At 49.7% G+C, this 22709-nt stretch carries 15 protein-coding genes; 8 read left to right on the forward strand and 7 right to left on the reverse strand.

Annotation, left to right across the window (positions count from 1 at the left end; translation table 11 throughout):
• The first annotated feature begins 82 nt into the window (after window positions 1–82).
• A complete protein-coding gene (locus SYN6312_RS05005) occupies window positions 83–1000 on the forward strand; it encodes a ChaN family lipoprotein (protein WP_015123776.1) in 918 nt (305 codons plus the stop codon).
• Window positions 1001–1288: 288 nt separating this feature from the next.
• Here SYN6312_RS05005 and wecB read toward each other — a convergent pair whose 3' ends face one another.
• On the reverse strand, window positions 1289–2410 hold the full coding sequence (wecB, locus tag SYN6312_RS05010) for a non-hydrolyzing UDP-N-acetylglucosamine 2-epimerase (RefSeq protein WP_015123777.1): 1122 nt from the start codon (window positions 2408–2410) through the stop codon (window positions 1289–1291).
• Between the two features lie 287 nt (window positions 2411–2697).
• On the opposite strand from wecB, the gene SYN6312_RS05015 reads away from it, so the two are divergent.
• The 3 genes from SYN6312_RS05015 to SYN6312_RS05025 all read left to right on the forward strand — a co-directional run bounded on the left by SYN6312_RS05015 (window position 2698) and on the right by SYN6312_RS05025 (window position 8943).
• Window positions 2698–3069 (forward strand): iron-sulfur cluster assembly accessory protein, encoded by a 372-nt coding sequence (locus SYN6312_RS05015; protein ID WP_015123778.1) that lies wholly within the window; start codon window positions 2698–2700, stop codon window positions 3067–3069.
• A 205-nt stretch (window positions 3070–3274) separates the two neighbouring features.
• Complete coding sequence (nrdJ, locus tag SYN6312_RS05020) at window positions 3275–7684, forward strand: ribonucleoside-triphosphate reductase, adenosylcobalamin-dependent (protein ID WP_015123779.1); 4410 nt, start codon at window positions 3275–3277, stop codon at window positions 7682–7684.
• Between the two features lie 257 nt (window positions 7685–7941).
• The gene (locus SYN6312_RS05025) at window positions 7942–8943 is read left to right on the forward strand and encodes a phosphoribulokinase (RefSeq protein WP_015123780.1); all 1002 of its coding nucleotides are present in this window, start codon (window positions 7942–7944) and stop codon (window positions 8941–8943) included.
• Window positions 8944–9035: 92 nt separating this feature from the next.
• Here SYN6312_RS05025 and SYN6312_RS05030 read toward each other — a convergent pair whose 3' ends face one another.
• Together SYN6312_RS05030 and SYN6312_RS05035 are read right to left on the reverse strand one after the other, a co-directional pair.
• Window positions 9036–11468, reverse strand: a complete 2433-nt coding sequence (locus tag SYN6312_RS05030) for an endonuclease MutS2 (RefSeq protein ID WP_216594181.1) — start codon at window positions 11466–11468, stop codon at window positions 9036–9038.
• 122 nt (window positions 11469–11590) lie between these two features.
• On the reverse strand, window positions 11591–13144 hold the full coding sequence (locus SYN6312_RS05035) for an NAD(P)H-quinone oxidoreductase subunit N (RefSeq protein ID WP_015123782.1): 1554 nt from the start codon (window positions 13142–13144) through the stop codon (window positions 11591–11593).
• A gap of 204 nt (window positions 13145–13348) precedes the next feature.
• Here SYN6312_RS05035 and SYN6312_RS05040 point away from each other — a divergent pair, with 204 nt between their 5' ends.
• Both SYN6312_RS05040 and SYN6312_RS05045 read left to right on the forward strand, forming a co-directional pair.
• Window positions 13349–14107 (forward strand): HAD family hydrolase, encoded by a 759-nt coding sequence (locus tag SYN6312_RS05040; RefSeq protein ID WP_015123783.1) that lies wholly within the window; start codon window positions 13349–13351, stop codon window positions 14105–14107.
• A 25-nt stretch (window positions 14108–14132) separates the two neighbouring features.
• On the forward strand, window positions 14133–15248 hold the full coding sequence (locus SYN6312_RS05045) for a glycosyltransferase family 1 protein (RefSeq protein ID WP_015123784.1): 1116 nt from the start codon (window positions 14133–14135) through the stop codon (window positions 15246–15248).
• Between the two features lie 38 nt (window positions 15249–15286).
• Here the strand turns inward: SYN6312_RS05045 and SYN6312_RS05050 are convergent, their stop codons facing one another.
• Window positions 15287–15703, reverse strand: a complete 417-nt coding sequence (locus SYN6312_RS05050; RefSeq protein ID WP_015123785.1) for a VOC family protein — start codon at window positions 15701–15703, stop codon at window positions 15287–15289.
• A 438-nt stretch (window positions 15704–16141) separates the two neighbouring features.
• Between SYN6312_RS05050 and SYN6312_RS05055 the strand changes: the two genes are divergently transcribed.
• Window positions 16142–17770 (forward strand): peptide chain release factor 3, encoded by a 1629-nt coding sequence (locus SYN6312_RS05055; RefSeq protein ID WP_015123786.1) that lies wholly within the window; start codon window positions 16142–16144, stop codon window positions 17768–17770.
• A 208-nt stretch (window positions 17771–17978) separates the two neighbouring features.
• Here SYN6312_RS05055 and SYN6312_RS05060 read toward each other — a convergent pair whose 3' ends face one another.
• Both SYN6312_RS05060 and SYN6312_RS05065 read right to left on the reverse strand, forming a co-directional pair.
• A complete protein-coding gene (locus tag SYN6312_RS05060) occupies window positions 17979–18404 on the reverse strand; it encodes a DUF3531 family protein (RefSeq protein WP_015123787.1) in 426 nt (141 codons plus the stop codon).
• Window positions 18404–18958 (reverse strand): glutathione S-transferase family protein, encoded by a 555-nt coding sequence (locus SYN6312_RS05065; protein ID WP_015123788.1) that lies wholly within the window; start codon window positions 18956–18958, stop codon window positions 18404–18406. The genes SYN6312_RS05060 and SYN6312_RS05065 overlap by 1 nt, the downstream gene beginning before the upstream one ends.
• A gap of 361 nt (window positions 18959–19319) precedes the next feature.
• On the opposite strand from SYN6312_RS05065, the gene uvrA reads away from it, so the two are divergent.
• On the forward strand, window positions 19320–22280 hold the full coding sequence (gene uvrA / locus SYN6312_RS05070; RefSeq protein ID WP_371257393.1) for an excinuclease ABC subunit UvrA: 2961 nt from the start codon (window positions 19320–19322) through the stop codon (window positions 22278–22280).
• Here the strand turns inward: uvrA and SYN6312_RS05075 are convergent.
• Complete coding sequence (locus tag SYN6312_RS05075) at window positions 22277–22645, reverse strand: YccF domain-containing protein (RefSeq protein ID WP_015123790.1); 369 nt, start codon at window positions 22643–22645, stop codon at window positions 22277–22279. The two genes, uvrA and SYN6312_RS05075, sit on opposite strands and share 4 nt — an antisense overlap.
• Between the last annotated feature and the right edge of the window lie 64 nt (window positions 22646–22709).

Consider the following 22709-nt stretch of genomic DNA (forward strand, 5'->3'; position numbering starts at 1 on the left):
CATTGTCCCACTAAATTTGAGTCGGGCCGACCCCCAATGCTGATCTTCGCAGATATTTTTTAATTTGACATCCTCTTTCCCCATGTCCCCTTCTTTATCACGCCGTTTTTCCCCCCAGGCCTGGGGCCAATTCCTGCTTGTCCTGCTCCTTTGGTGGCCAAGTTATCCGGTTTGGGCCGCTCCCACAGCAACTCCAGTGATCGAAACCATCAAAGGCAGCCGCGATCCAAATTTTCAACAATGGGTTAAACAACTGTCCCAGGCCCAGGTCATTTATTTGGGAGAAACCCACAACCGCCCCACCGATCATCAAGCTCAAATGGAGATTATCCAAGCCCTATTGCCAAAAAAGCGAGGGATTGCCCTGGGCCTGGAGATGTTTCAGCGTCCCTTCCAAGGGGTTTTGGATCGCTATCTGGCCGGTCAACTCACCGAGGTACAACTTCAGGAGGAGAGTGAGTATGCTCAACGCTGGGGATTTCCCTGGTCATTTTACGCGCCCGTTCTACGGTTGGCCAAAGAACATCAACTCCCTCTGCTGGCCTTGAATACCCCAACAGAAATCACCCGCCAAGTGGCCCGGAATGGGTTGGAGAGTTTAACTGCTACCGATTTTACCTATATTCCCCCCTTAGAGGAGATTGATCTGACTAACCAGGCCTATCGTGAACGCCTCGGCGAGATTTTTCAGGCCCACCACCAAGGTCAAAGTAACAGCCAAGATTTTGAGAAATTTTTCCAGGCCCAAGTCCTCTGGGATGAAACAATGGCAACTGTGATTGCAAATTATGTTAAACAACATCCCCAGAAAACCTTGGTCGTTTTAGTGGGTCAGGGACATCTGCTTTACGGTGATGGCATTCCCCAACGGGTTCAACGGCGGTTATCGGCCATGCCCCAATTCCAGCAAGTTACGGTGCTGCTTAATGCTGATCCGGGCCTGGCCTGGCAATTGGGCGGAGGACAACCTGTAGCGGATGTGCTTTGGTATTCCCCGTGACAACTCCCGACAATTATCTTCGTTGAGTAAACAGAACTCAGATAGTGACCTTGTCTGGAAAAAGTGGACAGAGAAGTTAAGCGGGGCTTTCCGCCGATTAAGCTAAAGGGAGAGTTGAAAGGATAAGCTCATCAGGTACAAAGCCTTCCCACTCTAACTGATTCAAAATTGAGATTTGCAAATTATAGTCATTTCGCGAGGGAATGAAACACAAAAATATTGGAAACTTTTATAAGTGGTACTTCAGAGTATCTCCGTTTTGGCAGAAATGACTATACAGATTAAGGGCTAAGGAGCTACATCTGACTGCAAAAAGTTACGCGTAATCTCAACAATCCGCCCGGCCGCTTTTCCATCACCAAAGGGGTTAATTGCATTGGCCATTGCCCCATAAGCCACTGGATCACTTAAGAGTTGGGCCGCCGCAGATTGGATGGTTTCTGGGTTCGTTCCCACCAATTTCGCCGTTCCGGCTGAGACAGCTTCTGGCCGCTCTGTGGTTTCCCGCAGGACTAAAACAGGTTTTCCGAGGCTGGGGGCTTCTTCTTGGAGACCGCCGGAATCTGTAAGGAGTAAATAACAGCGTTGAATGGCTGCGACCAGTTGGGTATAGTCCAATGGCTCAGTTAAAAAGACGCGAGGATGATCACCAAGGGCTGCTTGGAGGGGTTCGCGCACAGTCGGATTACGATGGAGGGGTAGCAACAGAGCCGTATCGGGAAAGTTTTCAAGAATGCCTAAAAATCCGGCGGCAATATCAGTCAAGGGTGCGCCCCAATTTTCCCGCCGATGGACAGTGGCCAAAATAACCCGATAGTTTTCCCAGGCCAGGCCTGGAATTGGACAATCAGGATTTTTCCCGGCCACCTGTAATAGAGCATCAATGACCGTATTGCCCGTGTGATGAATGGCCCCTGTCACCCCTGACCGCTGCAGATTTTTGACTGCCAGGCCTGTGGGGGCAAAATGTAATTCGGCCAATTGGGAAATTAAGCGGCGATTGGCTTCTTCTGGGTAGGGATTGAACAAATTATCCGTACGCAGACCGGCCTCCACGTGACCCACCGGAATTTGCTGATAAAAAGCAGCCAAGGTCGCGGCAAAGGCCGTTGTTGTATCCCCTTGCACAATCACCAGTTTGGGTTGATGCTCTTGGTAGAGTTTTCCTAAGCCCTGCAAGCTGCGACAGGTAATTTCTGTCAAGGTTTGTTTCGGCTGCATAATCTCTAAGTCCTGGTCGGCGGCCAAATTAAACAACGCCATCACCTGTTCGACCATTTCCCGATGTTGCCCAGTCAAAACCACTTGGGTCGTAAAGTCGGGTTGCTGCCGAAAGGCTTGAATCACTGGGGCCAGCTTAATCGCTTCCGGCCGAGTTCCCAAGGTAATACAGATTGGCATGGTTGACATGGATCGTTTTTTTTGACGCAGCCGTAATGCGGGTGAGAGATAGAACTATACCAGCCCAGTTTAACGTGATTACTCTCCATCCCCCGACAGAATAGCCTGCGGCTCAACTCCCTCAAGCAATCAATCATGACGATAAGCCCTTTGATGTCGTCAGTCAGTCCCTCTGGAGAATGGCTGTAGTATAGTGGGGGTATTAAAGCCTAAGTACAAACAAATCTTTTCCTCAAAGCTGTCACCTACCGATCTGACACGCCAGAATTCCAATCCATTCACATCCTAAAAATCCTATGACTACCGAAACTATAACTAAACCGGCAACCCAACCCCAAAAGGGAATTCTGATGACGGATTCCGCCCTTGCCCATGTCCTCGAATTACGGGCAAAACAGGGACGGGATTTATGTTTACGGGTGGGAGTCCGTGGAGGGGGTTGCTCAGGGATGTCCTACACGATGGATTTTGAAGACCCCAGCAATATCCGCCCCGATGATGAAGTCTATGACTACGATGGCTTCCAAGTGGTCTCGGATCCGAAAAGTATGCTCTACATCTATGGCCTAGTACTGGATTATAGTAACGCCCTGATTGGGGGTGGGTTCAAGTTTACCAATCCCAATGCCAGTCAAACCTGTGGTTGTGGGACATCCTTTGCGACTTAATCCAACACCGCCAATTTCAACAAGGGTTGGCCTGGGCATTTTATCTCGTTATAGCGTTCTCTATTGCTTGGCCTAATGGAAACCTATGATGACCCTAGGGGTAGTGCCTGAATCTTAAGAGTTACAGGAAATACCACTAGATATAAATCTTTTCTTTGGATAAATGTTATGCTGTGGCTAGTTTTTGAACAGCAGCAGTTGTCCTATGGTGCAAAATCTTCCTCGGCCTGTTTCCGGTACATTTCCCGCTACCGCCCCAGCTGCCTACCCCGTGTTTTATCGCACCTATAGCCGCCGCAATGAAGAAGGAACTAGGGAAAGCTGGCTAGAAGTCTCTCAACGTACCTTGACGGGTTTACAAGAATTAGGCCAATTGACCGATGCCGAAGTGGCCCTGATCGCGCAAATGCAGCAGGAACTCAAGGCCTTAACCTCAGGCCGCTGGCTTTGGGTGGGCGGGACAGATTGGGTCAAGAAACCGGAAAACTTTTCTGGGGGCTATAACTGCACCAGCACTAATGTCGTTGACTGGCGGGCCTTTGGCCTGATGATGGACTTGGCCATGCAGGGCTGTGGGACTGGGGCTGTTCTCGAAGACAAATATATTCAGCAACTCCCAGCGATTCGGAATCCGATCACGGTGGCAGTCATCGGTGACATTGGCAAAACTCCTGCGGCCGAACGCCATGAACTAACCCAGGTTGAAATTAATGGGAATCAAGTCAACGTCAAAGTGGGAGATAGTCGCCAAGGTTGGGTCAAGTCCTATCAAATCCTCCTAGAAACTTCTACAAATCCACAATTTACTGGCCCGGTTCATTTTGTCGTGGACATTTCCGATATTCGGCCCACAGGGGAATCCCTCAAAGGCTTTGGTGGTGTGGCGAATCCGGTCAAACTCCCCGAAATGTATCAACGCTGTGCCAATATCCTCAACAAAGCTGTGGGGCGGCAACTTAATTCGGTCGAGTCTTGTTTACTGATTGATGAAGCGGCTGTCGTGGTGGTGGCCGGTAATGTGAGGCGTTCAGCGGGGATGCGTCAGGGCGGGAATAATGATCCTGAATTTACGGCAGCCAAACAAAATCTCTGGCAACAGGACGAAAACGGCAACTGGCGCATTGATCCTGAGCGCGACTCTTTGCGGATGGCCAACCATACCCGTGTCTTTCACCGCAAACCGAATTTAGAAGAAACCACTGCGGCGGTACGGCAACAATACTATTCCGGGGAAGGGGCAATTCAGTGGGCCGGGGAAGCGGTGGCGCGGGCTAATGCCGATTTACTCACAACACCGGAACTGAAAAAAGCTTTTATCCAGGCCTACGATCAAGGGCAAGCTAAAGAATTCCTCAAAAATTTAGCCCCCGATCAAGCACCACAAGAACTGGAACATCGGATTGGGCGTTATGGCTTAAATCCTTGTGTCACAGCCGAAACCTGGATTCATACGGGCGAGGGGCCACGGCAAGTCAAGGATTTAATTGGACATCAACACAGCACCTATGTCAATGGCGAACTCTTCAGCACCACACCGGACGGCTTCTTTTTGACGGGGATTAAACCTGTTGTCAAACTCCAAACCAAAGCCGGATTCTCATTACGGCTCACTCCCAATCACCAAGTCCTGAAAGTTACGGCCCAGACCCAGAAAAAGCAATATAGCGAATGGGTGGAAGTTGGCGAGTTACAACCAGGTGATCGGATTTTGCTCCACAACCATCGGGAGATTCAACCTTGGGATGGGGATGGTACACGGGCAGAAGGTTGGCTGTTGGGAAGTTTATTGGGCGATGGTAGTTTAGCCAAAACTCAATGGCATGATGTCGGTATTCTCCACTATTGGCAAGGCTCGCGCCTGGAGATGAGTAACTATGCTCGGGAATTATTAACGGCTTCTGTTGGCTATGAAACTCGCGTTACTGTGGCCCATGAACACAAAACCCTGAACCATCGGGTAATTAACTCCACAGGCCTGGCCCAGTTGGCAGCAAAATTTGGCTTAAAACCTGTCCATAAAACTATTACCCCGGCGATTGAACAGGCCAGCTATGAGTTTTATCAAGGCTTTTTACAGGGCTTGTTCGATGCCGATGGTAGTGTCCAAGGCAGTCAAGTTAAGGGTGTGAGTGTTCGCCTGGCCCAAAGCAACCTCGAAACCCTCCAGGCCGTGCAGCGAATGTTAGCCCGTTTGGGAATTATTGCCACCATCTATCAAAATCGGCGACCAGAAGGCTTACGGTTACTACCCAACAGTCAGCGGCAAACGAGTCTCTATCACTGCCAGGCCCAGCACGAGTTAGTGATTAGCCAAGATAATTTACCCCATTTTCAAGAGCTAATCGGATTCCAAGAGCCAGCTAAGCAGGCCAAACTCCAGCAACTTTTGAGTGGCTATCAACGGCAACTGAATCGGGAACGGTTTGCAGTGGTTGTTGAGGCGGTGATTCCTGATGGAGAAGCTCCCGTTTACGACTGTTCTGTGCCTGGGCCGAATCGGTTTGATGCCAATGGCCTGGTGGCTCATAACTGCGGCGAAATTATCGGAGCGGATTTTCATTGTGTCGCTGGGCAAACCCTGTTAATCACCCGTGATGGGATGTATCCAATTCAGAACTTGGTCGGACAATCCGTAGAAATTTGGAATGGGCAACGCTGGAGTTCAGTCACACCGTTCTTAACGGGTCAGGATCGGCAACTCTATCGGGTCAAATTTAGTGATGGGACGTTCTTGGATGTCACTGAAAAACACCGCTTCTTTGCCAAACATCGGTTTGCTCAAGACTACGAAGAATTAACGACTCTAGAGCTTGCTGAAAAAGTTAAAATCAGTCCCTATAAACTCCACACCGAACCCTTCAAGATTGCCTATGATACGGGCAGATTTGTTGAACCGACTTGGGCTTATACTCTCGGTCAGCTAGTCGGCGATGGCTCAGTTTGTCAGTCTCATGGCAAGCCTCAATTACAACTCCGGCTGTATGGGCATAAGCGGCATCAAGAATTAGCAATTGCTGGCCGTACCACGGGGGAGAAACGCTACTATACCGAGTCGAAAGAAGTTCCCTGCTTACTCTATACCGGCTTTCAAAACCAATTTGACCCAGGCCAAGTCCGGGCATTAAAAGATACAGCGGCGGCGTTTGACCCCATTGCCAGTTGGGATCGTGAATCTATTCTGAGTTTTATCGCTGGCCTGGCCGATGCGGATGGCTCAGAGGTTCCCAGTGGTGGGATTCGGATTTATATTTCTGACTACGACCGAGCCTATCGGGTATATTTACTGCTTTTGAAGTGTGGGATTCGCAGTTCCGTCAATCTCGTCCAAAAAGCTGAGACCAAGACTAATTTGGGGGTTCGGAAAAAAGATCTCTGGTATCTCCAAGTGACCGATTGTGCCGCAATTCCCTGTCAACGGCTCAATACCTCGCGGGGGCATCAACCAAAAGCCAAAGGAAAACATCAGGTGATTCAGTCGGTGGAGTTACTCCCAGGCCGGCATGACACGTTTTGCTTCAATGAACCAGAGTTTCATAAAGGAGTATTTGGCGGCACGTTAACCGGACAATGCAACTTAGCCGAGGTTCACCTGAATCAAATTGCTCCTAACGATTTAGAATCCCAAGAAAAAGCCTTCAAAGCCGGGGCCTTATCCGTTGCTGCTTTGTTAAATCACCAGTTTCAGGAACCACGGTATCGCTACAGCCGGGAAATTGATCCGATTGTCGGGGTATCTTTTACCGGCCTGTTTGATTTCTTTGTCCAGGCCCTTGGTGTGGAATGGTTAAATTGGTGGACAGCCGGCCGGCCGGATACGGTGCAAGGTTTAGATTTCAAAGAACAAGAAGCAACCTATCTCAAGCGTTGGCGCGATATTGTCCATCAAACGGTGTGGGATTACTGTGATCGCCATGGATTACGCCGCCCCAATCGCTGTACAACCGTTCAACCCGCTGGCACAAAATCATTACTCACTGGTGCATCCCCTGGCTGGCATCCCCCCAAAGCCCAACGGTTCATTCGCCGGATTACGTTCCGCAAAAATGATCCCGTCGCCCTGGCCTGTTATGACTACGGCTACAACGTGATTCCTTCCCAATCGGATAAGGACGAAACCGGAAATCTCCTCAATGATCCCTTTGATCCTCGCTGTTCTGAGTGGCTCGTGGAAATTCCCGTGGCCGTGGCCTGGGCCGATGTCCCGGGAGCGGATCAGATTGATATTTCCCAATTTTCAGCCTTAGCGCAGTTTGATTTTTATATGCAGGTGCAAACCCACTACACCCGGCATAATACGTCCGCCACAATTGAACTGCGGGAAAATGAAGTCGAACCCCTCGCCGCCGCGATTCACCAGGCTATTGAACAGGATCACGGGTATATTTCCGCTGCCCTGTTAGCTCGGTTTGATGATTTGCAGACCTTTCCCCGTTTGCCCTTTGAACCAATCGATAAAGCTCGGTATGACACAGAAGTGGTGGCGGTACGACAACGGCGGCGGACAGAGGATTTTTATGGTGCTTTACAACGCTATACCCAACCGGCCATGGAAGCGGGCCCCGCAGGTTGTGATTCCGATAAGTGCATGATGCCGGAAACCAAGCCCGCAAACTAGGAGCCAGTTAGACCCATTTTCTGATCCGATGCTGATGGGATTCCGCTCAAAGGAGGGGAAAATAACTGCTGTTGGGGCATTCACTATGGATCGCCTGCGTGGGTGAATTGTTCAGGCCAGGCCAGATTTTCATGATCAAAAGTCTCTGGGGAACGGCAAGGCTTTGGAACAGGTTTTCCGGTAATATCAGTAAGGGATCATCCAGTGAGTATTGTCCCCTATAGCTTGTTGTAAGGATATTAAGGAAACCGTTCGCTATGAGCACTCAGCCAGATCGTGTGGTTCTAATCGGCGTAGCTGGGGATTCCGGCTGTGGTAAATCAACATTTTTGCGCCGACTGACTGATCTGTTTGGCGAAGATTTCCTCACCGTAATCTGTTTAGATGACTATCACAGTCTAGATCGTAAACAACGGAAAGAGACGGGGATTACAGCCCTTGACCCGCGGGCTAACAACTTTGATTTGATGTATGAGCAGATCAAAGATTTGAAAAATGGCAAGTCAATCATGAAGCCAATTTACAACCATGAAACGGGCCTAATTGATCCGCCAGAGTTGATCGAACCCAATCACGTCATTGTTTTGGAAGGGTTACATCCCCTCTATGATGAACGGGTGCGCGGTCTTCTGGATTTCAGCGTTTATCTTGACATCAGTGATGAAGTTAAAATTGCCTGGAAAATCAAGCGGGATATGGCCGAGCGGGGCCACACCTATGAGGATGTTTTAGCCTCCATTAATGCCCGCCGTCCTGATTTTATGGCTTATATTGACCCCCAAAAGCAATATGCCGATGTGGTCATCCAAATTCTACCCACGCAACTCGTGAAAGAAGAGAAAATTGGCAATATTCTCCGGGTGCGGATGTTACAGCGAGATGGGGTGCAGGGCTTTGATCCGGTGTATCTGTTTGATGAAGGCTCCACTATTTCTTGGATTCCTTGTGGCCGGAAGCTGACCTGTTCCTATCCGGGAATTCGTTTAGCCTATGGGCCGGATGAATATTACGGTCATAGTGTTTCTGTTTTGGAAGTAGATGGTCGCTTTGACAGGTTAGATGAAGTCATTTACATCGAAAGCCATTTGAGCAATACCAGCACCAAGCACTATGGAGAAATGACCCATCTATTGCTACAACACCGGGATTATCCTGGCTCCGATAATGGAACGGGCTTATTCCAGGTCTTGACCGGTCTGAAAATGCGGGCCACCTACGAACGGCTAACAGCCACTGAAGTTCAAGCTGTTCAACTCTAATTTAGCTAATGAGACACTTCCCCTAGGTCTGTGCTTCAGAGTGTAGCTTAGGGGATTGATTGGGCCTGAGTACTGCCAATCACGGTGCAACTTCAGCGAAAATAAACAATTGTCGCCCCACGCCCGCCTTCATTCTGAGGTGCAAACTCAAACTTCTCAACCAGGGGATGATGGCGCAGATGCTCATGGACAAATTGCCGTAGTTTTCCTGTCCCATGCCCATGAATCACCCACAAAACAGTTCCCCCTTGATTTAAGGCTTCATCGAGTAGAATCTCTGCGGCAGCCACCCGTTGGCCGCGAATATCCAGGGTATTACTTTCTGTTCTGAGGGTAGGAATTGTTACATTGGCTTTGGCAGTACTGGCCTGGGGCGGCGGCTGGGTCGCTTTGGGGGAAATTTGGGGTTTCTCACCCGCTAAGGATTCAATATCAGTTAGCTTTACCATTACTTTCATTAAACCCAGACGCACCGCAATTGCATCGTCTTCCAGGCCAATGATTTCTCCCGTTTGTTGCAGTTTAGGAATCCGAACCCGCTCACCCATCTGCGGAATATAACCTGGAATTGGCTTTGGGGCTGGTGGTGCATATTTCGCTTGGATTTGGCTGAGCTGAGCCTGGGACTGGGCCGCGGCTTGGGCGGTTTGGGGGCCAGCTTGGAGTTTTTTGATCAGTTGGGCAATCTCGGCCTGAGCCTGGTCAATGGCAGTATTGACGGCCTGGGCTTGGTGTTGCCGAAGATGCAGTTCCCGTTGCCGGAGTTGCTCGGTTTTGGTCAATAATTCCTGGTGCAATTTTTCTGTCGCACTGAGGAGTTGACTGGCGGTACTAGCTTTGGCTTCTTGATGGCGGCGTTGGGCTTCCAGGCCAGCAATAACTTGATTCACTTGATCTTGATCCGCGGGCAGGGCCTGGGCGGCAGCGGCAATTACATCTGGGTTGAGGCCTAATCGTTGGGCAATCGCCAGGGCATTGGAGCGACCGGGAATCCCCCACAAAAGGCGATAGGTTGGGGCCAGAGTCTCAGAGTCAAATTCTACCGAGGCATTTTCAAAGCGAGGATCTTGATATTTCAGGGCCTTGAGTTCCCCGTAATGGGTCGTGGCGATGGTGATCTGGGCCTGGTCTGCCAGGTGGGTCAAGAGGGCTATGGCTAAGGCGGTTCCTTCACTGGGGTCTGTGCCGGCACCAACTTCATCCAATAGAACTAGGGCGGCATTGTCGGGGTTAGCTTCAGTTGTGAGGGCCTCAAGAATTTCACTAATGGTACGAATATGTCCAGAAAAGGTAGAAAGGTTGTGCTGTAAGGATTGTTCATCGCCGATATCCGCTAAGACCTGCCTAAACCAGGGAAGTTCTACGGGTTCAGCCGCCGGAATCATCAAACCGGCCTTGGCCATCAATGCCACCAGACCCAGGGTTTTTAAGGTTGCAGTTTTCCCACCCGTATTGGGGCCGGTAATGGTGACAACTTTTGTTGGGGGCGCAATATCAACGGTAATTGGGACGACTGTGGGGCCCTGTTCCTGGTGGTGCTGCCAAATTAACAGGGGATGTCTTAAATTCCGCAGGTGAATCGGTTCATCGAGTTCGACAAATCGGGGGATATTGGCATTCAACCAGAGTCCATAGCGGGCGCGGGCAACGGCCAGATCCAGTTGGGTGATCAGCTCTAGACCCTGCTGTAATTCCAGGACAACTTCGGTCACTTGCTGGCTGAGGACTTCCCGGATGCGGTATTCTTCCTGTCCGCCCTGGCGGGCTAATTGTCTGAGGCGATTATTAAGTTCAACGATGGCCTGGGGTTCGATATAGAGGGTGGCGCCAGTGACAGAAACATCATGAACAATTCCAGGTATGGCATCCCGCTGGGGGGCTTTCACCGGTAGGACATAACGCTCGGCCCGTTGGGTGATCACGGTATCTTGGAGAGACGAATGTTTCCGTTGAATGATCTGCTGGAGTTGTTGGTGAATTTGCCCGCGCATTTGTTGCTGGTGTTGCCGGATTGCTGCTAACTGAGGGCTGGCCCGCTCGCTGACTTCACCTTGTTCCGTAATACACCGATGGATTTCCTGCTCCAGTTGGGGAAAGGTGCGTAACGCTGCTAAGAGGGCTTGAAGTGCGCTTAAATCGGGGTAACTATCGACAACGCGGCGTAAATTCCGGCTCCCGGCCTGGGTCTGGGCAATGCCTAATAATTCCTCTGGGGTGAGGACTCCTTGATGAGCCGCCCGATTTAAACCAGATTGAATATTTTTGATCTGACTAAAATCTAGTTCCCGCAAATAGTAGGTCGTCAGTTTATAGGCATCTTCAGTTTGGGCCAGGAGTTGTTGCGAGTCCCTTAGGTTGGGTGCAGGTTGCCAGGCCTGGGCCAGTTCGGCTCCCACCTTAGTCGCGGTAAAGGTTGCCAGATGTTGACATAACCGTGGCCAGTCTAAAAGTGCCTGTGTTTTAGTCTCTAGGTGCAGGTTGGCGAACCGATAACTTGTTTCTAAAGAGGATGAGAATTCTGGCAACTGTTCTAGCCCTAGCTCCAAACTCCGCTCTTACTAGATTAACGTGATGGGAAAAGAAGGCTGATCCCGGAGCGGGCCGCTGATATAGCTGATCAAATTAGCCCCTCAGGCCAGAATCGCCCTTAAGGATAGATATCTTCTTTCGGAGGTAAGGCAGCCACAGAAATTGCCGGGGGATGAATCATGGCATTAAAGGTTGGAATGGTGGTAATTGAGGCATTGACCAGGTTAAACAAGGGGTTGCCTAAAATCCCCGCCAAAGAGGTGGCAATGACTGTGACAATTAACCCAACCTGTAACGGCCGCATCCCAAAGGCTTTCCAGTTAATTTCAGGGTAATTTTTGACCGCTTCCGACATTTCCTGGGGTTCCTTGACCACCATCATCTTGACCACTCGGATGTAGTAGTAAATGGAAATCACGCTCGTTAACAGGCCCAACAACACCAGGCCATAGGCCCCTGCTTGCCAACCCGCCCAGAAGAGATAGAGCTTGCCAAAGAACCCGGCCAAAGGGGGAATCCCACCGAGGGAGAGGAGGCAGAGGCTTAAACCCAAGGTTAAGAGTGGGTCTTTTTGATAGAGTCCGGCATATTCATCGATGTCATCCGTTCCTGTGCGTAGCGAGAAGAGAATAATACAGGTAAAGGCCCCCAGGTTCATGAACAGGTAAATCAACAGATAAAACATCATGCTGGCATAGCCGGCCTCAGTCCCGATCAAAAAGCCAATCATCACAAACCCGGCCTGGGCAATGGAGGAATAGGCCAACATCCGCTTCATGCTGGTTTGGGCCAGGGCGACCACATTTCCCAAAATCATGCTGAGGATGGCTAACACCGTAAAAATCACCTGCCAATCGGCGGCCAAACTGGGGAACGCTAAGGTTAAGAAGCGAATTGCCAAGGCAAACCCAGCCGCTTTAGACCCCACCGATAAAAAGGCCACCACCGGAGTCGGCGCACCTTCATAGACATCAGGAGTCCACTGGTGAAAGGGAACCGCTGAAATTTTGAAACTAATCCCCGCAATCACAAAGACCAAGGCAATGAGGAGACCCAGGGATTGTCCCGAAATCGCCCCAGCAATGGCCACCAAGGAGGTTGAACCCCCTGAAAGACCATAAAGTAGGGAGGAACCATAGAGGAAAATTGCAGAACTGGCAGCCCCAATTAAGAGATATTTCAAAGAGGCTTCATTCGAGCGCAAATCCCGCTTCATGTAGCCCGTCATGATGTAGGAGGCAATACTCAAGGTTTCTAGGGAAACAAAGATCATCACGAGTTCTTCTGCACCAGCCAGGAACATCCCCCCGACTGTGGCGGTTAAGAGAACGGTTAAAAACTCGCCCAAGGCACTGCCCGTTTGTTCGACATAGCGCATGGACATCAAGATTGTCACCACACTGGAGAGGGCAATAATTCCCCGAAATAGCAAGCTGAGGTTATCACTGCGAAAACTACCCAAAAATGAAGCGGTTTCAACTTGGTTCCACTGCAAGACCATTGCTCCCACAGAGGCTAGTAAGCCAGTCACGGCAATGTATGAAGTCCAGCGATCTGACTGTCGGCCGATGATCAGATCGGTCACTAAAACCACTAGGAGAGTCAAGATCACGATAGTTTCTGGCAAAATCGCACCGACATTTAGTTGAGCCGCTAGGGTGGTGAGATCCATGGGATGTTGTTCCGAGTTGCACTGTTGGTCAAATGTATCTTACCCCAAAGGCTCCAGGGGAGATGGTTGGCTGATATTGCGAGTTCTTAATCTTGTAATTAAATTCAACAATGGCTGGGGGAGTGGCGGCAAGTGGGGCAGGGGAGAAGGCAGCACTTTCATCGTTTAATAAAAAGGGTGATGACCTCTGGTTGGGTAGCAAGCATGACAAAGTGGCAAGCCCTAGTTTTTGATGTGGATGGCACACTGGCAGATACGGAGCGGGATGGGCATCGGGTCGCGTTTAATCGGGCGTTTCAAGAGGCGGGCCTGGACTGGGATTGGTCAGTTGAACTTTACGGGCAACTCTTGGCGGTCACAGGTGGCAAAGAACGGATGCGCTATTATCTGGATCAATTTCGGCGCGACTGGCCCCAACCTGCTAACTTGACGGATTTAATTGCCCAACTCCATCAAGCCAAAACCAAGCACTACACCGAGTTACTGGCCACGGGAGCCATTCCCCTCCGGCCTGGGGTCAAGCGTCTCTTAACTGAAGCCCGCATTGCTGGATACCGATTAGCGATTGCCACTACTACCACCCCGGCTAATGTCACCGCTTTATTGGAACATACCCTGGGGAGAGAAAGTATTAACTGGTTTGAAGTCATTGCTGCGGGGGATATTGTCCCGGCCAAAAAACCTGCTCCTGACATCTATCACTATGCCCTAGAGAAGATGGGACTTGCCCCTCAAGATTGTTTAGCCTTTGAAGATTCAGAAAATGGGTTAATCTCGGCCCAAGAGGCTGGCCTGGTCACGGTTGTCACGGTGAATGATTACACCCAGTCCCATAACTTTTCCGGTGCAGCCTTAGTGCTGGATTGTTTAGGTGAACCAGAGCAGCCTTTTCAAGTTTTGGCCGGTAATCCCCAAGGGCGCACCTATTTTAACCTTGATCTCTGCCAGGCCTTGCCCCGCTAACTGAATGTTATATCTCAAAAACTAGATGCACTATTCTCTGGGGATCAATGGTCGCTTTCTCAGTCAGCCGTTAACAGGGGTGCAACGCTACGCCCGCTGTTGGGTCAAAGCCCTCGATCACCTGTTAGTCTCTGAAGAAATTGTCAGGTCCAGTTGGCAGGCCACCCTCTATGTCCCTAAAGGTGCTCACGTTAAAGCCGCCCTGACTGAGTTAAACCTCAAAGCCATTCAAATTAAAAGAGTCGGGTTTAGCAAGGGTTATTTATGGGAGCAGTTGGAGTTGCCCATCTATGCCCGTGATCAGGTCTTAGTTAATTTGGGCAATATGGCACCGATCCCCTCATTAATGAGTCCCCAAAAGACAGTCGTGACCATCCATGATTTATCCTTCCAAAAATTTCCCGAATCCTACTCAAGGCTATATCAGTTGACCTATACCCTCCTCACTCCCCTGATCATGGCTAGAGCTGATGCTATTCTCACCGTGTCGCAAACCGAAGCCAAGGCAATTTTAGAGGTCTATCCCCAGGCCAAGTCTCGCGTACACCCCATCCCCAATGGTCACTGGCCCGATGATTTAGATTTAGAAGCGATTGCCCCAATGAACCCAATCGGTCGCCCGTTTATGTTGGCGGTGGGAACGCTCTCAGCCCGGAAGAATTTAACCGGCATTCTCAAGGCGGCGGAATTGGTCAATCAACAACAGAGCTTGGATTTTGTTATGGTTGGGGGCCGGCCAAGTATTTATCAAGCCATTCAGTTAGAGCTACCAGCATCATTAAAAGATCGCGTTCATTTTGTCGGCACGGTAGATGATTCGACCTTGATTAGTTATTACAAAGCCGCTCAAGGCCTGGTTTATCCCTCTTTTTATGAAGCCTCAGGATTGCCGCCCTTGGAAGCCATGGCCTGTGGTTGTCCAGTGATTGTCTCGGATATTCCTGCCCTTGTTGAGCGTTGTAGCGATGCGGCCCTCTACTGCCAGGCCCAGGCCCCGGAAACCATTGCCAATGGGATTTTACAACTGATCAATAATCTAGAATTGCAACAAGATTTAAGGGTCAAAGGGGATCAACTTGCCCAGGCCCTGACTTGGAAAAATTCAGTCCAGCAGGCCATGAATGTTATTGCATCCTGTTGACCCCAATCAATGTAGCGACTCAACTTTAGAGAATCCTTTTATGAAGATTGTTCAGTAGTCAATCCAATTTCTTGTCCATAGGATAGTTCAAGGGTGTGACCATCCGGATCCCGCAAAAAAGCCCAATATCCGATTGGATAGCCTGAGTCTTGTGGTTTCTGAATCAGGATACCCTCCTGTTTTGCTTTTGAACAAAGAGAGTCCACCATCTCCCGACTGGGGCAGCCAACTCCGAGATGGGCCAGGGGCGACAAAATCGTTTGTAATCGGTTGGTTTGAATCAGCACAATGGCAAATGGCCGGGTGGAATCCGAAAGCCAGACAACATTAACCCCTGTTTCCTGATCAATGCGGCGATGAATAACCTGCATGCCAGCGTATGTCGAGTAAAACCTAATACTTTGTTCAACATCAGTCACCGGGAGCGCGATATGAGTCAGACCAATATCAATCATCACGGTTGAGTCCTTTTTGCGAATTCAGATTTTTGAGCAACTGCAGATAAGACCTCGATTGCACCGCCACCATATCTGGGACAAACAAGATACCAAAAACACAGACCACCCGAGCAAACCACAGTACACATCTAACACTCGATCCCCAGGCCTGGGCGCAAGGTAATCGATGGTTTCTGCTTGACTGAGCATGAATCACAAGTCCTTTAATGGAGTTCCAGCGACATGATTTAACGACGATTCGGCAATATCAGCTTAGACGAGGTTAAATCCTAACCCATGACAAATCAAGGATCACCTTTTTTCCCCAGGCCAATTGCAATTGGGGCTAGGGCGATAAAGATTAAGACTGAGAAAATCATCTTAGCAAAGTCTATCCCCAGATCTGTTAGGTTCAAGAAAGAGTAGCAACCGGATCAGAGCACCCAAATAGAGATAATGAGCGAATTAGCCCAGGAAATTCAAGCCGCAGTCGCCAGCCGCCGCAATTTTGCGATTATTTCCCACCCGGATGCGGGTAAAACGACTTTAACCGAAAAACTTTTGCTCTACGGGGGAGCCATCCACCAGGCCGGAGCCGTCAAAGCCCGCCGCGCCCAACGCCATGCCACATCCGACTGGATGGAAATGGAACAACAGCGGGGCATTTCGATTACTTCGACCGTGTTGCAATTTGACTATCAAGGCTATCAAATCAATCTCCTCGATACGCCCGGCCACCAAGATTTTAGTGAAGATACCTATCGGACTCTGGCGGCGGCGGATAATGCGGTGATGTTGGTGGATGCGGCTAAGGGCCTGGAACCCCAAACTCGGAAACTCTTTGAGGTCTGTCAGTTGCGGGCTTTACCGATTTTTACCTTTATTAACAAGATGGATCGGCCGGGGCGGGAACCCTTAGAACTGATTGATGAAATTGAACAAGAACTCGGCCTGCAAACCTTTCCAGTCCTCTGGCCAATCGGGATTGGGGATCAATTTCGCGGGGTTTATGATCGATTGCGGCAGGAATTTCATCTGTTTGAACGGAGCGAACATGGCCGCAAAGAAGCCCAGGAAACAATTATTCCCCTCGGTGATCCTCGCATTGACCAGTTAGTAGAACCCCATTTATATCACCAGTTAAAAGATGAATTAGAACTCCTGGATGGTGTCGGGGCTGAGTTAGATATTGCGCTAATCCATCAGGGTAAAATGACCCCAGTCTTTTTCGGCAGTGCCATGACTAATTTTGGTGTGAAGTTGTTTTTAGAGCATTTCCTTGAAAAAGCCTTGAAACCCATTGCCTATCGCAGCAACAAGGGTGCAATTGAACCGACCACTGAAAACTTTACCGGCTTTGTCTTCAAGCTCCAGGCCAACATGGATCCAAAACATCGAGATCGGGTGGCGTTTATTCGGGTTTGCTCCGGCAAGTTTGAAAAAGATATGAACGTCTCCCATGCCCGGACTGGCAAAAACCTGAGGTTATCCCGTCCCCAGAAACTCTTTGCCCAAGGCCGGGAATCCATTGAAACGGCCTACCCCGGAGATGTGATTGGGTTGAATAATCCGGGAATGTTTGCCATTGGCGATACGCTTTATGTTGGTTCCAAGTTGGAATATGAAGGGATTCCTTGTTTTTCCCCGGAAATTTTTGCTTATTTACGCAATCCTAATCCTTCTAAGTTCAAGCAATTCCAAAAAGGAGTCAATGAACTTCGAGAGGAAGGGGCAGTGCAAATTATGTATGCTACAGATCCAACGAAACGGGAACCCATCTTGGCAGCCGTAGGACAACTCCAATTTGAAGTGGTACAGTTTCGCTTGATGAATGAATATGGGGTGGAAACTCGCCTAGACCCCTTGCCCTATACCGTGGCCCGTTGGGTTGTAGATGGCTGGCCGGCCTTGGAAGCCACAGGACGAATTTTTAATGCCTTAACAGTTCAGGATAATTGGGAGCGGCCGGTTTTGCTATTCAAAAATGAATGGAATGTCCAACAGATGGAGGCTGATCATCCCAAATTACAATTAAGTCGGATTGCCCCAATTGGGTTTGCTAGTGAAGCCGTCAAAAGTCGTTAAGGATGGGTATCTTAGTCGTCAGTAATTTGCCCTCTGGGGTCTTGGGTCAGTTTGAGGAATATTAACGCTTGGTGTATGTGACTCTGGGAATAGGCATTTTAAGCAGAATAATAATACTGTCGGCTCGAATGGGTTTCACTGCCAGTTCTGTTTTTAGGGGTTGCCAAGACGTTATCCGATCCAATGAGAATCCTGGGTGGGGAATGGGTTAGCGAGGTTCTTCAATCGGCCAATCTGCATTTTCACCCCCAATAATCAGTCGCCTTAAGGGTAGGTAATCTAAACTAAACTGATTCAGGGCATTAATCAAAACATCCAAAGCCAAAGCGTCACTGGTGCCGAGATCAAACCAACATCTAGCCCAGAGGTCTTGATATTCAAACTCTCCCATATTGTGCATTAAGGCTACCAAGGAATGGGATTGGGTCTGGCTGTCGTAGTCCATAAAACTCAGTTCCAGGCCCGTATCTTGGACTTGTAAGTTTTCGGCATTAAATCCACCCAACTTGCCGAGGAAAAACCAGGAATTAAAGACCTCTTCTAGGTACTGTTGCTCAACGGGGGTAGGAAAATCCACCAGCTCGACCCAAATCCAGACATCAAAGGGGTTAAATTCCCGAAACTGGATCTCCATTAGTCTTGCCCCATAATCCCTTTCCGAAATGCTGGTCGCTGAGTCATCCCCCCCAAGTAGGATTGAACTGCCGAATAGGGAGAAAAATCTATCTGAAAGAGCATCTCAGCATAACTAAGGGTACTAGCCATTGCCACATCAGCCACGGTGAAGGTGTCAGCCACTAAAAATTCGTTCCCCAACAGTGCCCCATCTACAGCAGCCAGGAGCTTGGGCAGTTGAGTTTCTTTTGCTTCTCCCGTCATGGCCTGGGGCAAACTGGAATTAGCAAAAAGCACCCATTGGTAAATTAGCCCCCGCAACCCGGCATCCTCTGGCATTTTTCCTTGAGAATCGGCAAGGTAGAGTAAAATTGCCCCAGATTCCCATAGCTTTAGGTTTCCATCCACTAGGGCGGGGACTTTCCCCATTGGGTTAATGGCCAAGAAATCCGCTTGTTTGTGGGCCCCAGCTTTCATGTCCATGACGACAAATTCGTAGGGAATCCCCAGTTCCTCTAGATACCAGTGGACAATTGCTGCCCGGGTTTGTCTGCCGCCATATAGTTGAATCATGAATGGCTCCTCTTGCAATGCCATAGCTACCCTACCGCAATCCAGGCCACAGCAGGGCAGTCACAATCTTTTCTTTGGAATCCGCCTCAGTTTGAGTTTGCCCTAACGGACTTAAGAGGCTTTTTCACTCCAGAAACATTTTATTTGCCCAGGCAGGCCTGCTTCCCCCCCTCCTTGACTCGCCCCAAACCAGCCCGCCGTGGGGAATGCTCTATAATCTACAGAGCGCAGTCAATTATTCTACAAATCGTGTATATTCCCCCTACCCCCAGAGACCTGTTCTAGCTTTGCCGCGTCTTTTGTTGGCCAAGAATTCCTTATGCCCAAACACCGCCAGTCTCAACCCGCACCCAACGCAACCCTGAACACACCTGCTCCACTTGCTGTTCCGAATTTGATCCGGATTCGAGGGGCTCGCCAACATAACCTCAACAATGTGGATTTGGAACTCCCGCGGGATCAGTTGATTGTCTTTACCGGGGTTTCGGGGTCGGGAAAATCTTCTTTGGCTTTTGACACGATTTTTGCTGAGGGACAACGCCGTTATGTGGAATCTCTAAGTGCCTATGCCCGGCAGTTTCTTGGTCAGCTGGACAAACCCGATGTGGATGCAATTGAAGGCTTAAGTCCGGCGATTTCCATTGATCAAAAGTCCACCAGCCATAATCCCCGGTCAACGGTTGGGACGGTCACCGAAATTTATGATTACTTGCGGTTGCTCTATGGCCGGGCCGGTGAACCCCATTGTCCCCAGTGTGCGCGACCGATTTCCCCCCAAACGATTGATCAGATGGTGGATCAAGTCCTGGGCCTGGAAGATGGGCAAAAGTTTCTGATTCTCGCGCCGATGGTCAGGGGCAAGAAAGGGACTCATAAAAAACTCCTCTCCAGTTTGGCCAGTGAAGGCTTTAGTCGGGTGCGGATTAATGGGGAAATCCGGGAACTGAGCGACTCGATTGAACTGGATAAAAACCACAGCCACACGATTGAAATTGTCGTGGATCGCCTGATTAAAAAAGGTGGGATTCAGGAACGCCTCACCGACTCCTTGGCCACCGCCCTCAAACACGCCGAAGGGATCGCCATCATTGATTTAATCACCGAGAGCAAACCCCAGTTATCCCTTGTTTCCCAATCTGCGGAGTCACCCAATCCCGAAGACCTAATCACCTTAACGGCGGCGGAACCCCCAGGCCAGTACCAGACTCCCACACAACTAGTTTTTTCCGAAAATTTTGCCTGTCCCGAACATGGGGCCGTCATGGATGAATTGTCGCCGCGATTATTTTCCTTTAATTCACCCTATGGAGCCTGCCCCAACTGCCATGGCCTGGGGGCGTTGAAGTGTTTTTCGCCGGATTTAATTATCCCCAACCCGGAACTGCCGGTGTATGCGGCCATTGCCCCTTGGGCCGAGAAAGACAATAGTTATTATTTTTCGTTGCTTTATAGTGTGGCCCAGGCCTTTGAGTTTGATATTCAAACCCCCTGGCATAAACTCACCAAGCTGCAACAGGAAATGATTCTGCATGGAACGAAAGAGCCAATTTTTGTCGAAGTAGATTCTCGCTATCGGGAACGGCGGGGCTATTACAAGAAATTTCCGGGGGTGTTGGCGATTCTCCAAAATCAATATGACGAAACCACCTCGGAGTTGTATAAGCAAAAACTAGAGCAATATTTAGTTGACCAGGCCTGTGAAGTCTGTGAAGGCAAACGCCTCAAACCCGAAGCCTTGTCGGTGCGCTTGGGTCAATATGCCTTGCCGGATTTAACCAGTGTCTCAGTGCTCGAAGCGAAAGAGCGGGTGCAAAACCTCAAGCTCTCCCCCCGCCAGGCCCAGATTGCCGATTTAGCCCTGCGAGAAGTCCAGGCCCGGTTACAGTTTTTGCTGGATGTGGGCTTAGATTACTTAACCTTGGATCGCAGTGCGGCCACCTTATCGGGGGGAGAAGCGCAACGGATCCGGCTGGCGACGCAAATTGGTTCGGGCTTAACCGGGGTGTTATACGTTTTGGATGAACCCAGTATTGGCCTGCATCAGCGGGATAATACCAGACTCCTCAACACTCTCTTCAAGCTACGGGACTTGGGCAACACCCTGATTGTGGTGGAACATGATGAAGAAACAATTCGCGCCGCAGATTATCTTGTTGATATTGGGCCGGGGGCCGGGGTGCATGGCGGAAAAATAGTCGCCCAAGGGCAATTAGAAAACATTCTGGAATCACCCGAATCTCTGACTGGAGCTTATTTATCGGGTCGCAGTGCGATTGAAACGCCCAGAGAGCGCCGGCCGGGGAATAACCGTAGCATCGAAATTAAAAACGCCCATCGCCACAACCTGAAAAACATTGACGTGGAAATTCCCCTCGGCAAATTGGTCTGCATTACGGGGGTGTCCGGCTCCGGTAAATCTACCTTGATGAATGAACTCCTCTATCCAGCGTTGCAACATCATTTTGGTCATAAGGTTCCGCTGCCGAAAGAAATGACCGGAATTAAGGGATTGAACGCCCTAGATAAGGCCATTGTGATTGATCAATCTCCCATCGGCCGTACCCCCCGCTCCAATCCGGCCACCTATACCGGCGTGTTTGACGTGATTCGGGAAGTCTTTGCGGAAACCGTGGAAGCCAAAGCGAGGGGCTATAAACCAGGCCGGTTCTCATTCAATGTTAAAGGGGGGCGGTGCGAGGCCTGTGGCGGGCAGGGGGTGAACGTGATTGAGATGAATTTCCTCCCCGATGTCTATGTCCAGTGTGATGTCTGCAAAGGGGCCAGATATAACCGGGAAACGCTGCAAGTCAAATTCAAAGGAAAATCCATTGCCGATGTTTTGCAAATGACCGCCGCCGAAGCCCTGGAGTTTTTCATCAATATTCCCAAAGCCGTGAGTAAATTACAAACCTTAGTCGATGTCGGTCTGGGCTATGTCAAAGTTGGCCAAACTGCACCGACTCTTTCCGGGGGAGAAGCGCAACGGGTGAAACTGGCCACGGAACTCTCCCGCCGGGCGACAGGCAAAACTCTTTATTTAATTGACGAACCCACCACCGGCCTATCTTTTTATGATGTCCATAAACTGCTGGATGTCCTCCAACGCTTGGTGGATAAAGGCAATTCCGTCTTGGTGATTGAACATAACTTAGATGTGATTCGCTGCTCCGATTGGATTATTGATCTCGGGCCGGAAGGCGGGGCAAGGGGTGGGCAATTGGTTGCAACTGGCACACCAGAGCAAGTGACCATAAATCCCAACTCTTACACCGGCCAATACCTAAAAACTGTTTTGGCTCAACACCCACCCCGTGCAGACTAACTCAGTTCACGCCCAAAAGGAAGGAGAGCCAGAATCATTAACTTGAAGTGTTGCCGAGCAAAGGGTAAACCAACAATCGTAATCGCCATAATCAATCCCCAGACGAGGTGATTCAAGGCAATTCCCCACCCAAAGACAATTAACCAAATTATATTAAAAATCATTGCTAGGGTACTGTTGGCAGCGGGCTTCTCAATCACCTCTTTTCCAAAGGGTAAGAATGTACTGAGTCCCAAGTCAATCGCCTTTAAGCCAAAGGGAATCCCAATAATGGTAATGCAAAGACTAATACCACCAATAATGTAAGCTACGCCGCTAATAAAGCCACCGAAAATCAACCAGATTATGTTCCCAACTAAGCTCATTGTCCGACTTTCCTCACGAACTTAACACCCTGACTCTCATTCTATAATTTCCCCATCAAGCCTA

Source organism: Synechococcus sp. PCC 6312, from assembly GCF_000316685.1.
In the GTDB taxonomy this organism is placed as follows: Bacteria; Cyanobacteriota; Cyanobacteriia; order Thermosynechococcales; family Thermosynechococcaceae; genus Pseudocalidococcus.

What these genes read in the sequence shown, in the direction of transcription:
- SYN6312_RS05005 (WP_015123776.1), top strand. Translation starts at nt 83, where the DNA reads ATGTCCCCTTCTTTATCACGCCGTTTTTCCCCCCAGGCCTGGGGCCAA.
- wecB (WP_015123777.1), bottom strand. Translation starts at nt 2,410, where the DNA reads ATGTCAACCATGCCAATCTGTATTACCTTGGGAACTCGGCCGGAAGCG.
- SYN6312_RS05015 (WP_015123778.1), top strand. Translation starts at nt 2,698, where the DNA reads ATGACTACCGAAACTATAACTAAACCGGCAACCCAACCCCAAAAGGGA.
- nrdJ (WP_015123779.1), top strand. Translation starts at nt 3,275, where the DNA reads ATGGTGCAAAATCTTCCTCGGCCTGTTTCCGGTACATTTCCCGCTACC.
- SYN6312_RS05025 (WP_015123780.1), top strand. Translation starts at nt 7,942, where the DNA reads ATGAGCACTCAGCCAGATCGTGTGGTTCTAATCGGCGTAGCTGGGGAT.
- SYN6312_RS05035 (WP_015123782.1), bottom strand. Translation starts at nt 13,144, where the DNA reads ATGGATCTCACCACCCTAGCGGCTCAACTAAATGTCGGTGCGATTTTG.
- SYN6312_RS05040 (WP_015123783.1), top strand. Translation starts at nt 13,349, where the DNA reads ATGACAAAGTGGCAAGCCCTAGTTTTTGATGTGGATGGCACACTGGCA.
- SYN6312_RS05045 (WP_015123784.1), top strand. Translation starts at nt 14,133, where the DNA reads ATGCACTATTCTCTGGGGATCAATGGTCGCTTTCTCAGTCAGCCGTTA.
- SYN6312_RS05050 (WP_015123785.1), bottom strand. Translation starts at nt 15,703, where the DNA reads ATGATTGATATTGGTCTGACTCATATCGCGCTCCCGGTGACTGATGTT.
- SYN6312_RS05055 (WP_015123786.1), top strand. Translation starts at nt 16,142, where the DNA reads ATGAGCGAATTAGCCCAGGAAATTCAAGCCGCAGTCGCCAGCCGCCGC.
- SYN6312_RS05060 (WP_015123787.1), bottom strand. Translation starts at nt 18,404, where the DNA reads ATGGAGATCCAGTTTCGGGAATTTAACCCCTTTGATGTCTGGATTTGG.
- SYN6312_RS05065 (WP_015123788.1), bottom strand. Translation starts at nt 18,958, where the DNA reads ATGATTCAACTATATGGCGGCAGACAAACCCGGGCAGCAATTGTCCAC.
- SYN6312_RS05075 (WP_015123790.1), bottom strand. Translation starts at nt 22,645, where the DNA reads ATGAGCTTAGTTGGGAACATAATCTGGTTGATTTTCGGTGGCTTTATT.